Source organism: Streptomyces sp. NPDC059373 (genome assembly GCF_042751495.1).
Classification (GTDB): Bacteria; Actinomycetota; Actinomycetes; order Streptomycetales; family Streptomycetaceae; genus Actinacidiphila.
Map to the genome: position 1 here is coordinate 37221 of NZ_JBHYXC010000048.1, position 13647 is coordinate 50867.

Here is a 13647-nt window from a genome sequence, read left to right on the forward strand (position 1 = left end):
TTCGCGTAACCAGATATGCCCGGGCGCGCCGCGAGCCCAGGACATCCGGGTCTACGTCGTCGAGACGTTCCGCTCGTACACCAGCCGCAGCCCTATGAGGGTCAGCCAGGGCTCGTGCGCGTCGATGACCGCCGACTCGCCCAGGACCAGGGGTGCCAGGCCGCCGGTGGCGATGACGGTGACGTCGTCGGGGTCGTCCGCCAGTTCGCGGGCCATGCGTTCGGCGACGCCGTCGACCTGTCCCGCGAAGCCGTACAGGATGCCGGACTGCATGGCTTCGACGGTGTTCTTGCCGATGACGCTGCGGGGGCGGGCCAGCTCGATCTTGCGGAGCTGGGCGCCGCGCGCGCCCAGCGCGTCGACGGAGATCTCGATGCCGGGGGCGATGGCGCCGCCCGCGTACTCACCGCGCGAGGAGACCGCGTCGAAGGTGGTGGCGGTGCCGAAGTCGACGACGATGCACGGGCCGCCGTAGAGGTGGATGGCCGCCAGGGCGTTGATGATGCGGTCGGAGCCGACCTCCTTCGGGTTGTCCATGAGGATCGGGACGCCGGTCTTGATGCCGGGCTCGACCAGGACCGCCGGGACGTCGCCGTAGTAGCGGCGGGTGACCTCGCGCAGCTCGTGCAGGACGGCGGGGACGGTGGAGCAGATGGAGATGCCGTCGATGCCGTCGCCGAGGCCCGCGCCGAGCAGCGGGTGCATGCCCATGAGGCCCTGGAGCAGGACGGCGATCTCGTCGGCGGTACGGCGCTGGTCGGTGGAGATCCGCCAGTGCTCGACGATCTCCTCACCGTCGAAGAGGCCGAGGACGGTGTGGGTGTTGCCGACGTCGATGGTGAGCAGCATCAGTTGCCCGCGCGGAGGTCGAGGCCGATGTCGAGGATCGGGGAGGAGTGGGTGAGGCCGCCGACCGCGAGGTAGTCGACGCCGGTGTCGGCGTAGACGCGGGCGTTGGCCAGGGTGAGGCGGCCGGAGGACTCCAGGGCGGCGCGGCCGGCGACCAGGGCGACGGCCTCCTCGGTCTCGGCGGGGGTGAAGTTGTCCAAAAGGATCAGGTCGGCGCCCGCGTCGAGGACCTCGCGGACCTGGTGGAGGGTGTCGGCCTCGACCTCGATGTCCAGGTCGGGGAACTGCTCGCGCACGGCCTTGAAGGCCGCCGCCACCCCGCCTGCCGCGATGACGTGGTTGTCCTTGACCAGGGCGGCGTCGGACAGCGACATGCGGTGGTTGACGCCGCCGCCGCACCTGACCGCGTACTTCTCCAGCGAGCGCAGGCCCGGGGTGGTCTTGCGGGTGTCGCGGACCCGGGTCTTGGTGCCGGCCAGGGCGTCGGCCCAGGCGCGGGTGGCGGTGGCGATGCCGGAGAGGCGGCACAGCAGGTTGAGGGCGCTGCGCTCGCCGGTGAGGAGGTCGCGGGTGCGGGCACGTACGGAGAGCAGCACCTGGTCGGCCTTGACCAGGTCGCCGTCCTCGACGTGCCGCTCGACCTCGAACTCGTCCGTGCAGACGACCGACAGGACCGCCTCGGCGATCCGGAGGCCGGCCACCACGCCGGCCTCGCGGGCGGTGAAGTCGCCGGTCGCGACGGCGTCCTCGGGGACGGTCGCGACGGTGGTGACGTCCACGCCGCCGGCCAGATCCTCGGAGATCGCCATGTGTGCGATGTCCTCGACCTCGATCGGGTCGAGGCCCGCGTCGGTGAGGAGCTGGGCGAGCGCGGGGTCGAGGCCGCACTCGTACTCCTCGCCCTCGTGGCCCGAGGCGCAACCGCAGTCGTCGCCGCAGCCCTCGTCGGCGGGGAGGAGGGGGAGGTCGGGCGTGCTCATCAGAACTGCTCCGTTTCGGTGGTGTGCACTGCGAGCGTCCGCTCGGGGGTCAGGCGTACGACGAGGTGGCGGCGCCAGGCCGCATCGTCGCGGTCCGGGCGGTCCTCGCGCCAGTGGCAGCCACGAGTCTCCTCGCGGCGCAGGGCGGCGGCGATCAGGACACGGGCGACGAGGCTGAGGTTGGACGCCTCCCAGGTCTCGACGCAGGGCTCGGCGGTCTTGCCGTCGCGTTCGAGCTCCTCGGCGGCCTGGTCGTGGATCCGCTCCAGGGCGGTGGCCGCCTGCTTGAGGCTGTCGGCGCTGCGCAGCACGCCCGCGCCCCGGGTCATGATGCGCTGGATCTCGTACCGGGTCTCGTACGAGAGCAGCGGGAGGCGGCTCGGGTCCGGGATGACCGGCTCGCCGGGGGCCGCCTCGGTGTGCGCGGTGATGTCCTCGGCGATGCGCTCGGCGAAGACCAGGCCTTCGAGGAGGGAGTTGGAGGCGAGGCGGTTCGCCCCGTGGACCCCGGTGCAGGCGACCTCGCCGCAGGCGTACAGGCCCGGGACGGTGGTGCGGCCGCGCAGGTCGGTGCGGACGCCGCCGGAGGCGTAGTGCGCCGCGGGGGCGACGGGGATGAGCTCGGTCACCGGGTCGACGCCGTTGGCACGGCAGGCGGCCAGGATGGTCGGGAAGCGGTTCTCCCACATCTCGGCGCCGAAGTGGCGGCCGTCGAGATACATGTGCTCGGCGCCCTGCTCCCGCATCCGGCGCATGATGCCCTTCGCGACGATGTCGCGCGGCGCCAGCTCGGCCAGCTCGTGCCGGCCCTGCATGAAGCGCACCCCGTCGGCGTCGACGAGGTACGCGCCCTCGCCGCGCACCGCCTCGGACACCAGGGGCTGCTGGCCCTCGGCGTCGGGGCCCAGAAAGAGCACGGTGGGGTGGAACTGGACGAACTCCAGGTCGCTCACCTCGGCGCCCGCGCGCAGGGCGAGGGCGACGCCGTCGCCGGTCGAGACCGCGGGGTTGGTGGTGGCCGAGAAGACCTGGCCCATGCCACCGGTGGCGAGGACGACCGCCTTGGCGCGGACCGAGCCGACGCCGTCGCGCTGACCCTCGCCCATGACGTGCAGGGTGACGCCCGCGGTGCGGCCCGCGGCGTCCGTGAGCAGGTCCAGGACGACGGCGTTCTCGATGAACTCGATGCCGGCGGCGCGCACCGCGTCTATCAGCGCGCGGGAGATCTCGGCGCCGGTCGCGTCGCCGCCCGCGTGCGCGATCCGGCGCCGGTGGTGACCGCCCTCCCGGGTGAGGAGGATTTCGCCGGTTCCGGGGGCGGTGTCGAACTGCGCACCGGTCGCGATGAGGCGGCGTACGGCGTCGGGGCCCTCGGTGACGAGGATGCGGACGGCTTCCTCGTCGCAGAGCCCGGCGCCGGCCACGAGGGTGTCGGCCTGGTGCTGCTCGGGGGTGTCGCCCTCACCGAGCGCGGCGGCGATCCCGCCCTGGGCCCAGCGGGTCGAGCCGTCGTCGAGCCGGGCCTTGGTGACGACGGTGACGCGTTCGCCCGCGGCCGCGCAGCGTAGCGCCACGGTGAGCCCCGCGACGCCGGAGCCCACGACCACCACGTCGGCGTCCAGGGACCAGCCGGGGGCGGCGGCGTGCAGGGTTATGCCGGTAGCTGTACCTGTGCCGCTCATGGGCGGGCTCCGAACTCCAGGGGAATGTTGTCGATCAGCCGCGTCGTGCCGACCCTCGCGGCGACGGCGAGAACCGCCGGGCCGGTGTGGTCGGGCGCCGCGTCGGTGAAGTCACGGGGGTCGACCAGGGCGACGTAGTCGAGGACGACGGGCGGCTCCGTCCGCGCCGCGTTGTCCAGGATGGCGCGGGCCGAGCGGAGCGCCGCCTGCGGGCCGCGCGGGGCTGCCTGTTCGGCGGTCAAGAGGGCGCGGGACAACTCGCGGGCGGACACCCGTTCGACGTACGAGAGGTATCGGTTACGGCTGGACAGGGCGACCCCGTCGTCCTCCCGGACCGTCGGGACCGCGACGATGTCGACCGGGAAGTTGAGGTCGGCGGCCATCCGGCGGATCAGCGCGAGCTGCTGGGCGTCCTTCTGGCCGTAGAAGGCGGCGTCGGGCTGCGTGAGGTGCAGCAGCTTGGCGACGACAGTGAGCATGCCGTCGAAGTGGCCGGGGCGGGAGGCGCCTTCGTACCGCTCGCCCATGGGTCCGGCCGAGAGCCGGACCTGGGGTTCGCCGCCGGGGTAGACCTCGTCGACGGAGGGGGCGAAGACGATGTCGGCGCCGGCCTGCTCGGCGAGCTTGAGGTCGGCTTCGAGGGTGCGGGGGTAGCGGTCGAGGTCCTCGGCCGGCCCGAACTGCAGGGGGTTGACGAAGACGGTGACGACGACCTCGCCGTCCTCGCCCGCGTTGTGCCGGGCCGTGCGGATCAGGGTGGCGTGGCCCTCGTGCAGGGCGCCCATCGTCATGACGACGGCCCGCCTGCGGCCGGGGTCGCGGGAGGCCCGCAGTTCCTCGGCGGTCTCCAGCAGCTGGACGCTCATCGTTCCCCTCCGTCGGCCAGGACGTCGAGCAGCGGCTCGGCCAGTTCCGGCTTGAGCATGCCGTTGGCGAGGGCCCGGTCGGCGGTGGCGCGGGCCATCGCCAGGTAGGACGCCACTGCCTGTGGGGAGTGCTTGCGCAGCTCCTCCAGATGGGCGGCGACGGTGCCCGCGTCGCCGCGCGCCACCGGGCCGGTCAGCGCCGCGTCGCCGGAGCGCAGGGCGTTGTCGAGGGCGGCGCCGAGCAGCGGGCCGAGCATGTGGCCGGGTTCGGCGACGCCGGCGGCGCGGAGCAGCTCCATGGACTGGGCGACCAGGGTGACCAGGTGGTTGGCGCCGATGGCGAGGCCCGCGTGGTAGAGCGGGCGGGCGGATTCCTCGATCCATTCGGGCTCGCCGCCCATCTCGATGACCAGCGCCTCGGCGGCCATCCGCAGCTCGTCGGGCGCCGTCACACCGAAGGAGCACCCCGCGAGCCGCTGGACGTCCACCGACGTGCCGGTGAACGTCATCGCCGGGTGCAGCGCCAGCGGCAGGGCCCCGGCCCGGCGCGCGGGGTCGAGCACCCCGGTCCCGTACCGGCCGGAGGTGTGGACGAGGAGCTGCCCGGGCCGTACGGCGCCGGTCTCGGCGAGCCCGGCGACCAGGCCCGGGAGGGCGTCGTCGGGGACCGTGAGCAGCACCAGCTCGGCTCGGGCGAGGACCTGGTCGGGCTCGACCAGGGGGACGTCGGGCAGGAGTTCGGCCGCCCGGCGTCGGGAGGCGTCGGAGACGCCCGAGGCGGCCACCGGGTGGTGCCCGGCGAGTTGGAGGGCGGCGGCGAGCGCGGGGCCGACGCGGCCCGTGCCGACGACACCGACGGTCAGGCGGGCCGGGCGCGCGCCTGCTCCCTCGGCCCTGAGGGGCATCCGCCCCGGGTTGTGTGATGCGTTCACGCTTGTGCTGGCCTTCCGTTCCAGTCCTCGCGGGGTACCGGACGTACGGCTTCATGCTACGGGAGTGTTTCCTGCCCTCTGCCGGGCGTTCAGGCCTGGAAGCGGTAGCGGCCCCGGAAGTAGAGCAGCGGCCCGCCGTCGGCGCTGGGGGTGCGGGCGCTCAGGACGCGGCCGATGACCAGCGTGTGGTCCCCGGCCGGCACCCGTTGCTCGGTCTCGCACTCCAGGACGGCCAGCGCGCCGCCGAGTATCGGCGCACCGGACTTCTCGCCCCGGTAGTACGCCACGTCCTCGAAGAGCAGCCGGTCGCTGATGCGGCCGCGCAGCGCGAAGCGCCCGGCGATGTGCCGCTGGCTCTCGCTGAGTACGGACACCGCCCAGCGGCTCCGGCGTTCCATCAGCTCGTCCATGCGGGAGCCGTCGCGCAGGCTGACCAGCACCAGTGGGGGTTCGAGCGACACGGACATGAAGGCGGTCGCCGTCATCCCGACGTCCTCGCCGCGCGGACCGTCCTCGGGGTCGTGCGCGCTCACCAGGACGACGCCCGCCGCCAGGCGGGACATCGCGGCGCGGAAGGCTTCGGGGTCGACTTCAACGGGCTGGGCCACGGTCTCAGGATGCACGCCGGGAACGCTAGCCGGGCCGTGTCGGCCGCCGCATCGGGCCCTGGACCGAGAAGCGGACCCCGTGGGTCCTAGGACTCCCGGGACCCGCCGCCCATCACGAGCGGGTCACAAGCCCTGGCACAAGCGATCAATTGTGTTCAACACGTGAAGACATCGATCCGCAAAGCTATACCGACCGTAGTCAAGATCTGACAAACTCCTGTGACTTGAGTCACAAGAGGCATGAATTGTTGACCCTGTGTACCGGCCGAACTGCTCGCTGTGATTCAGTTGCGATGAGAATCGGAAGCCAGGCAGGCAATCAGCGTCACAAGCAGTCTCAGGAGTTGTTGTCGAGGGCTCGGGGAGAGCGATGGGCACCGAGTCGGAGCCATACGTCCAACTCGCCACCCTGCGCCAAGTGCACCAGGTCGTGGCGGAGCTGAATACCGCGCGCAGTCTGGCCGACACCCTGCAGGCCGTCACCGACGGCGTCGTCAAGGGCCTCGGCTTCGAGCTCGCCGCCGTCAACCTCGTCCGCCAGGACGGCGACCTGGTCGTCGCCGCTGTCTCCGGCAGCGCAGCCGCCGAGACCCTGCTGGCCGGCCGGGTCGGCAGCCGTGCGTCCTGGGACCGCCGGCTCCACATGGCCCAGCACTGGGGCATGCTCCGCTTCATACCCCACACCGAGGGCTGGGTCCTGGACGGCGACGACGTCCCCACCTGGCACGCCGAAGGCCCCCCACCGCGCTTCGCCGACGAGTGGCACCCCGACGACCGGCTCTACGCGCCGATGTACGCCTCCCCCGCGGGCGGCGGAGAGCTGATCGGCATCATCTCCGTCGACAAGCCCGTCAACGGCCGCCACCCCGGCCCCTGGGCCTGTGAAGCCCTGCAGATGTACGCCTTCCAGGCGGCCATCGCCATCAGCAACGCGCGTCTACGTGCGAATATGCAGCGTGCCCTGGTCCGCCTCGAGCGGGAGCAACAGGCCCTGCGCGCCAGCGAGGAGAGCTTCCGCCAGGCCTTCGAGTACGCCCCCAGCGGCATGGCCATCGCCGAGATGGGCGGCGACCAGCACGGCAGGGTCGTACGCGCCAACGACGCCCTCTGCCGACTGCTCGGGCGACCCGCGGCGATCATGCGCCGCTACTCCTTCTCCGACCTCGTCCATCCGGAGGACGTCGGCGTCCTGCTGCGCACCAGCGCCGAGGGCGGCCGCGCCGAACTGCGCCTGTCGCGGCGCGACGGTACGTACCTGTGGGTCTCGCTGCGCAACTCCGTGGTCGCCGACACCACCGACGGGCCGCGCTTCCTGCTCACCCACGTCGAGGACATCGAGGAGCGCAAGAGCCGCGAGCTGGCCCTCGCCCACCGCGCCAGCCACGACTCGCTGACCGGCCTGCCCAACAGCGCCGAACTGCGCGCCCGGCTCTCCGGCAAGCTCTGCGACCGGCCGCACCACAGCGGCGCCGCCCTGCACGCCGACGCGTACAGCTACGGCTACGGGCCCGAGGAGAGCGCGGCCCCGCTGGTCGGCTACGACCACCACACCCACACCATCGCCCCCGAGGGCGACGCCGTAGCCGGCAAGGGCCTGGCCGTGCTCTTCTGCGACCTGGACGGCTTCAAGTCCATCAACGACCGCTTCGGCCACCACACCGGCGACGCCGTCCTCATCGAGGTCGCCCGGCGGCTCACCAGCGTCGTGCGCGACGGCGACACCGTCGCCCGGCTCGGCGGCGACGAGTTCGTCGTCCTGGCCGACGGGCTGGCCCGCGACGACGCCGCCGACCTCGCCGAACGCCTTCGCAACGCCATCATCCCGCCGATCCGCGTCGAGGGCCGGGCGGTCCGGGTCGGCGCCAGCTTCGGCATCGGCTGGGCCGGCTGCGGCATGACCGCCGAACAGGTCCTGAAATCCGCCGACCAGCGCATGTACCTGGAGAAGCGCTCCCGCTCCGGCAACCGCAACCACCGCCGCGCGGGCTGACGCCACTCCGCCGGGCTCCACCCTGCGGAGTAGGACAGATCGCCCTGCCGACTGACTCCCGGACAAGGGTGGCGTGCATACGCTGGGTGACGTGCAGCGCCTCTACGACTTCCTCCGCAGGCATCCGACCGGTGTCGACACCTTCTGGGCTTTCGTGCTGCTCGGAATCTCCTGCCTGTGGATCGCCTCGGAGGGGCGCCATCTCGCGGCGGCCGCAGTGACCGCCCTCGCCCTGTCCGTCGTCATCGCGCTGCGCCGCCGGGCCCCGGAGAAGATGCTGCTGCTCGCGATAGCCGCGGGCCTGGCCCAGATCGCCACCGATGTCCAGGTCAACCCGGCCGACTTCGCCATGCTGGTGATCATCTACACGGTCGCCTCCAACGGCCCCGGCTGGGCCTCCCGGCTCGCGCTCGTCGGCGGCCTGTGCGCCTCCCCCGTCGCCACGCTGCGCTGGCCCGGCAGTCACGAGGACCACTGGGGCAACCTCATCTCCATGGTCTTCCTGACCATCCCCTTCGCCCTCGCCTGGGTCATCGGCGACAGCCTGCGCACCCGGCGCGCCTACTACGCCCAGCTGGAGGAGCGCGCCGCCCGGCTCCAGCGGGAGCGCGAGGCGCAGTCCAAGGCCGCGGTGGCGGCCGAACGGGCCCGTATCGCCCGCGAGCTGCACGACGTCGTCGCGCACAACGTCTCCGTGATGGTGGTGCAGGCGGACGGCGCCGCGTACGTCCTGGACGCCTCCCCGGAGCAGGCCAAGCAGGCGCTGGAGACCATCTCGTCCACCGGACGGCAGGCGCTGGCCGAGATGCGCCGGCTGCTCGGACTGCTGCGCTCGAGCGACGACGCGGGCGGCGAGTACGTCCCGCAGCCCGGCGTCGACCAGCTCGCCGACCTCATCGAGCAGGTGCGGGGGGCCGGGCTACCGGTGCGGTTCGAGGTGGCGGGCGAGTCGCGTCCGCTGCCCAGCGGCGTCGAGCTGACCGCGTACCGCATCGTGCAGGAGGCGCTGACCAACACCCGCAAGCACGGCGGGCCCGAGGTCAGCGCGAGCGTACGGATCGGCTTCGGTGAACACGAGTTGGCCCTGCTCATCGAGGACGACGGGCGCGGCGCCCAGCACGAGCTGTACGAGGAGGGCGGCGAGGACGGCCTCGGCCAGGGCCTGATCGGCATGCGCGAGCGGATCGGCATGGTCAGCGGCACGCTCGACGCCGGACCGCGGCCGGGCGGCGGCTTCCGGATCAGTGCCGTACTGCCCATCAAGACCACCCGCTGACCACCCGCTAGAGCCCACCAGAGAAAGAGGACCGGACACCCATGGCGATCCGCGTAATGCTCGTCGACGACCAGGCGCTGCTGCGCACCGGCTTCCGCATGGTGCTGCAGGCTCAGCCCGACATGGAGGTCGTCGCCGAAGCGGGCGACGGCGCGGAGGCCTTGGAGGTGCTGCGGGCCACCAAGGTGGACGTGGTGCTGATGGACGTGCGCATGCCGAGGATGGACGGCGTCGAGGCGACCCGGAAGATCTGCGGCGACGCGCAGGACCGGGAGGGCGGCCCGCGCGTGCTGATCCTGACCACCTTCGACCTCGACGAGTACGCCTTCTCCGCGCTCAAGGCAGGCGCCAGCGGCTTCATGCTCAAGGACGTGCCGCCCAGCGAACTGCTCGGCGCGATCCGGGCCGTCCACAGCGGCGACGCCGTCGTCGCCCCCAGCACCACCCGCCGCCTCCTCGACCGCTTCACCCCCATGCTCCCCAGCACCGCCGCCCAGCCCGGCGCGGAAGGCATCGGCCGGCTCACCGAGCGCGAGCGCGAGGTGCTGCTCCTGGTCGCCCAGGGGCTGTCCAACGGCGAGATCGCCCGGAAGCTGGTGCTGTCCGAGGCCACCGTGAAGACCCACGTAGGCCGCATCCTCACCAAGCTCGACCTGCGCGACCGGGTGCAGGCGGTGGTGCTGGCGTACGAGACCGGGCTCGTGCGGGCCGGCAGCAGCGGCGGCTAGGCGTCGCGCAGGACGAGGTCGAGCAGGCCGGGGAAGCGGGTGTCGAACTCGGCGCGGCGCAGGCGGTTGACGCGCCTGGCGCCGAGGTCGCGCTGCTCGATCAGCCCTGAGGAGCGCAGCACGGCGAAGTGGTGGCTCAGCGCCGCCTTGCCGACGGGCACGTCGAAGGTGCCGCAGGCCCGCTCCCAGTCGGCCGCCTGGGCCAACTCCCGGACGAGCCGCAGCCGTACGGGGTCGGCGAGGGCGGCGAGGGCCGCCTGGACGGGTACGTCGTCGGGGTGGGTGTGCTCGGGCGCGGGCCGGTGGCTCACGGGCGGGGGTCCTTCCGGGGTTCCTGCTTGCGGAGTGTTCGATGAGATCCGTACACTCCGGAGGGCTAGGTGTTCGCTTTTCATTAAACACTCTGGGGGTAGTAATGCGCGCGGTCGAGATCGGTGAATACGGCGGCCCCGAGGTCCTCGCGGTGGTGGAGGCGCCGGTCCCTGAGCCCGGGCCCGGCGAGGTGACGATCGACGTCGCGTACGCAGGGGTCAACTTCGCCGACCTCAAGGCCCGCGCCGACGGCTACCGGGTGCCCGCCCTGCCGTTCCGCCCCGGGCTGGAGGTCTCCGGGCGGATCCGCGCGGTCGGCGCCGGGGTGGCGGGGCTGACGCCCGGCCAGGAGGTCGCCGCGCTGACGGAGGGCGGGGGCTACGCGGACGTGGTCCTGGCGGCCGCCACCACGGTCTTCGCCCTCCCGGACGGCCTGGACCTGCGCACCGGCGCCACCCTGCCGACCGTCCTGCCCACCGCGCACGCCCTGCTGCACGAGGTCGGCCGCCTCCGCGCCGGCGAGACGGTCCTGGTGCAGAGCGCGGCCGGCGGCGTCGGCACGGTGCTCGGCCAGCTCGCCAAGGCGGCCGGTGCGGGTGCGGTCTACGGGGTGGTGTCCAGCCCCGGCAAGGCCGAGCACGCCCTCAAGTACGGCTACGACGAGCTCTTCACCGGCGACGGCTTCCCGGCCGACGTCCGCCGCGCCACCGGGGGCCGGGGCGTCGACCTCGCCCTCGACCCGGTCGGCGGCGACACCCTGCGCGGCAGCCTCGCCTCGCTCGCCCTCTTCGGCCGCCTCGTCTCCTTCGGCAACGCCGGCGGCGCCGCACCCTGGCAGGTCGGTCAGCCCGAGCTCTACCCCGGCGCGGTGTCCGTCGCAGGCTTCTCGATCCTCACCCTCGCCCAGACCGAGCCCCAGGCGCTGCGCGCGATCGCCGCCCGGGCCTTCCGCACGGTCGCCGAGGGTGCGGTGACGCTGCCGGTCACGGCGGAGTTCCCGCTCGCCGAGGCGGCGGAGGCCCACCGGCTGATGGACACCCGCACGACAACGGGCAAGCTGCTGCTGCGGGTCGAGGTCTAGGCCGGTCCAGGCCGCGCCTCAGCCGGTGACGTACGCCAGGAAGTCGGCCACGCCCGCCGTCACGTCCGAGGCCGTCCACTCCAGGGCGGAGGCCGCCACCGTCATCTCGGTCGCCGAAAGGCCGGGGACCTCCGTGGCGAACCACCTGCCGAAGACCTGGGACTTGGTCTCCTCCGCCTGCCGCAGGCACGCCGCGTCCAGCACGTCGGCCGGGTAGGGCAGCCAGACCTGGAACTGGTGGGTGTACGGCGTCTCCGGGTGGACCTGGAAGAACGGCACGGCTCCGGCGGCCAGACCCTCCCGCAGCGCCGCCGCGACGACCTTCGCGTGGGCGACGTACTCCGGCAGGCGCGGCAGCTCGTGATCGAGGCCGTGGAGCGCGGCGACGACGGCGGGCCACTGCTGGAAGAGGAGGCCGCCGTAGCGGTGCCGCCAGGCCTTGGCCTCGGCGACCAGGTCGGCGGAGGCGGCGAGGCAGGCGCCGGAGATGCCGTCGAGGGACTTGTAGAAGGAGACGTAGACGCTGTCGGCGAGCGCGGCGATCTCGGGGAGGGTGCGGCCGAAGTGCGGTGGGCACTCCCACAGCCGGGCGCCGTCGAAGTGGACGACGGCGTCGCGCTCGCGGGCGGCGGCGACCGTCTCGGTCAGGCCCTCCCAGGTGGGCAGGATGAAACCGGCGTCGCGCAGCGGGAGTTCGAGCATCAGGGTGCCGAAGGGCTCGTCGAGATCGCGGACCTCGTCCGCGTCCGGCAGGCGCCGCTGGTTGGTGGGGTGCACGGTCCGCAGCCCGCTCAGCGCGGACAGCGCGCCGCGCTCGTGCAACTCGGGGTGGGCGAGCGGATGCAGGGCGACCGTGGAGTTGCCGGTGCGCCCCGCCCAGCAGCGCAGGGCGGCCTGCTGGGCCATGGTCCCGGTGGGGAAGAAGGCCGCGGCCTCGGTCCCGAGCAGCTCGGCGACCCGGCGCTCCAGCTCGGCGACGACCCCGTCGCCGTACATGTCCGGGCGCCCGTCCAGACCCTCGTACGCCGAGAGCCGTGCGAGGTGGTCGCCCATCGACCGCGGCTTGCCGTACGACAGCACACGGTCGCAGGCGCGGGTCGCCGCGAACCGCCGCGCCCTCAGGTCGTCGTCGCTCATTCCCGCGCTCAGCCCCAATCCTTGCCGGTACGGCCGCGCTTGGTCTCCGCGCGGCGCTTCTTGTGCTGCAGGCGCCGCTCGTTGATGCCGCGGGGGACGCGGGTCGCGCGGCGCGCCTTCGGCGGGGGCGCGGTGGCCTCCGCGAGGAGGGAGGAGAGGCGGGCGGCCGCGGTCTCGCGGTTGCGCCACTGGGAGCGGTGCTCGGAGGCGCGTACGGAAAGGACGCCGCCGGTGAGGCGGGAGGCGAGCCGTTCGAGCGCGCGCTCCTTCCACACCGGCGGGAGGGATTCCGTGTTCGCCAGGTCGAAGCGCAGCTCGACCTGGCTGTCGCTGGTGTTGACGTGCTGGCCACCGGGCCCGGAGGAGCGGGAGAAACGCCACAGGAGCTCGGCCTCCGGGATGGAGACCGAACCGCGGATGAGGATGGGCCCGGACATGTGTCCCATGATCCCGTGTCCCGGCCCTGTCCGTCACACGCTTTTTGGCCGTGTAACGGAACCATGCGGTCCCCTGACCGCGTTGTGACCCTTGAAGGTAGCGTCGTCGGCAGCAACAACCGACATCACGGAGGGGACCTCATGGCTGTAAGCCTGTCCAAGGGTGGCAACGTCTCGCTCACCAAGGAAGCACCGGGCCTGACGGCCGTCACGGTCGGCCTCGGCTGGGACGCCCGTACCACCACGGGCACCGAATTCGACCTGGACGCGAGCGCCATCGCGGTCAACACGGGCGGCAAGGTCTACTCGGACGGCCACTTCGTCTTCTTCAACAACAAGACGTCCCCGGACCAGAGCATCGTCCACACCGGCGACAACCGCTCCGGCGAGGGCGCGGGCGACGACGAGGCGATCAACGTCAACCTCGCGGCTCTTCCCGCCGACGTCGACAAGATCGTCTTCCCGGTCTCGATCTACGACGCCGAGACCCGCAGCCAGAACTTCGGCCAGGTGCGGAACGCGTACATCCGCATCGTCAACCAGGCCGGCGGCGCCGAGATCGCCCGCTACGACCTGAGCGAGGACGCCGCCACCGAGACCGCCATGGTCTTCGGCGAGCTCTACCGCAACGGCGCGGAGTGGAAGTTCCGCGCCGTGGGCCAGGGCTACGCCTCCGGCCTGGTCGGCATCGCGACCGACTTCGGCGTGAACCTCTGACGCTGACGCCAGGCTGCTCATGTCGCCGGCCCCGGTCCGGGCGGACCGGGGC

At 72.7% G+C, this 13647-nt stretch carries 14 protein-coding genes; 5 read left to right on the plus strand and 9 right to left on the minus strand.

Annotated elements, in window-relative coordinates:
• Positions 1-51: 51 nt before the first annotated feature.
• The 6 genes from ACFXJ5_RS36110 to ACFXJ5_RS36135 all read right to left on the minus strand — a co-directional run bounded on the left by ACFXJ5_RS36110 (position 52) and on the right by ACFXJ5_RS36135 (position 5872).
• Entirely contained in the window at positions 52-849 is a 798-nt protein-coding gene (locus ACFXJ5_RS36110; protein WP_384640987.1) for a type III pantothenate kinase, read from the minus strand.
• A complete protein-coding gene (gene nadC / locus ACFXJ5_RS36115) occupies positions 849-1829 on the minus strand; it encodes a carboxylating nicotinate-nucleotide diphosphorylase (RefSeq protein WP_384640990.1) in 981 nt (326 codons plus the stop codon). The genes ACFXJ5_RS36110 and nadC overlap by 1 nt, the downstream gene beginning before the upstream one ends.
• Entirely contained in the window at positions 1829-3511 is a 1683-nt protein-coding gene (locus ACFXJ5_RS36120) for an L-aspartate oxidase (protein ID WP_384640993.1), read from the minus strand. Before ACFXJ5_RS36120 ends, nadC begins: the two co-directional genes overlap by 1 nt.
• Positions 3508-4377, minus strand: a complete 870-nt coding sequence (panC, locus tag ACFXJ5_RS36125; protein ID WP_384640996.1) for a pantoate--beta-alanine ligase — start codon at positions 4375-4377, stop codon at positions 3508-3510. Before panC ends, ACFXJ5_RS36120 begins: the two co-directional genes overlap by 4 nt.
• A complete protein-coding gene (locus ACFXJ5_RS36130; protein ID WP_384641034.1) occupies positions 4374-5282 on the minus strand; it encodes a Rossmann-like and DUF2520 domain-containing protein in 909 nt (302 codons plus the stop codon). The genes panC and ACFXJ5_RS36130 overlap by 4 nt, the downstream gene beginning before the upstream one ends.
• A 116-nt stretch (positions 5283-5398) precedes the next feature.
• Positions 5399-5872 (minus strand): flavin reductase family protein, encoded by a 474-nt coding sequence (locus tag ACFXJ5_RS36135; protein ID WP_384641037.1) that lies wholly within the window; start codon positions 5870-5872, stop codon positions 5399-5401.
• Between the two features lie 415 nt (positions 5873-6287).
• Here ACFXJ5_RS36135 and cdgB point away from each other — a divergent pair, with 415 nt between their 5' ends.
• The 3 genes from cdgB to ACFXJ5_RS36150 all read left to right on the plus strand — a co-directional run bounded on the left by cdgB (position 6288) and on the right by ACFXJ5_RS36150 (position 9911).
• Positions 6288-7907 (plus strand): diguanylate cyclase CdgB, encoded by a 1620-nt coding sequence (gene cdgB / locus ACFXJ5_RS36140; protein ID WP_384640999.1) that lies wholly within the window; start codon positions 6288-6290, stop codon positions 7905-7907.
• Positions 7908-7998: 91 nt separating this feature from the next.
• Complete coding sequence (locus ACFXJ5_RS36145) at positions 7999-9183, plus strand: sensor histidine kinase (protein ID WP_384641002.1); 1185 nt, start codon at positions 7999-8001, stop codon at positions 9181-9183.
• Positions 9184-9224: 41 nt separating this feature from the next.
• Positions 9225-9911, plus strand: coding sequence for a response regulator (locus ACFXJ5_RS36150; RefSeq protein ID WP_384641005.1), 687 nt, complete (start codon positions 9225-9227; stop codon positions 9909-9911).
• Here ACFXJ5_RS36150 and ACFXJ5_RS36155 read toward each other — a convergent pair.
• Positions 9908-10222 carry an ArsR/SmtB family transcription factor gene (locus ACFXJ5_RS36155; RefSeq protein WP_384641008.1) on the minus strand — a complete coding sequence of 105 codons (315 nt, stop codon included), beginning with the start codon at positions 10220-10222 and terminating at the stop codon, positions 9908-9910. The two genes, ACFXJ5_RS36150 and ACFXJ5_RS36155, sit on opposite strands and share 4 nt — an antisense overlap.
• Before the next feature lie 104 nt (positions 10223-10326).
• On the opposite strand from ACFXJ5_RS36155, the gene ACFXJ5_RS36160 reads away from it, so the two are divergent.
• Positions 10327-11304, plus strand: a complete 978-nt coding sequence (locus ACFXJ5_RS36160; RefSeq protein ID WP_384641011.1) for a zinc-binding alcohol dehydrogenase family protein — start codon at positions 10327-10329, stop codon at positions 11302-11304.
• A gap of 18 nt (positions 11305-11322) precedes the next feature.
• Here the strand turns inward: ACFXJ5_RS36160 and ACFXJ5_RS36165 are convergent, their stop codons facing one another.
• Together ACFXJ5_RS36165 and arfB are read right to left on the minus strand one after the other, a co-directional pair.
• The gene (locus ACFXJ5_RS36165; protein WP_384641014.1) at positions 11323-12441 is read right to left on the minus strand and encodes a threonine aldolase family protein; all 1119 of its coding nucleotides are present in this window, start codon (positions 12439-12441) and stop codon (positions 11323-11325) included.
• An 8-nt stretch (positions 12442-12449) separates the two neighbouring features.
• Positions 12450-12887 carry an alternative ribosome rescue aminoacyl-tRNA hydrolase ArfB gene (arfB, locus tag ACFXJ5_RS36170; protein WP_384641017.1) on the minus strand — a complete coding sequence of 146 codons (438 nt, stop codon included), beginning with the start codon at positions 12885-12887 and terminating at the stop codon, positions 12450-12452.
• A 132-nt stretch (positions 12888-13019) separates the two neighbouring features.
• Here arfB and ACFXJ5_RS36175 point away from each other — a divergent pair, with 132 nt between their 5' ends.
• Positions 13020-13595 carry a TerD family protein gene (locus tag ACFXJ5_RS36175; RefSeq protein WP_384641019.1) on the plus strand — a complete coding sequence of 192 codons (576 nt, stop codon included), beginning with the start codon at positions 13020-13022 and terminating at the stop codon, positions 13593-13595.
• Positions 13596-13647 lie beyond the last annotated feature (52 nt).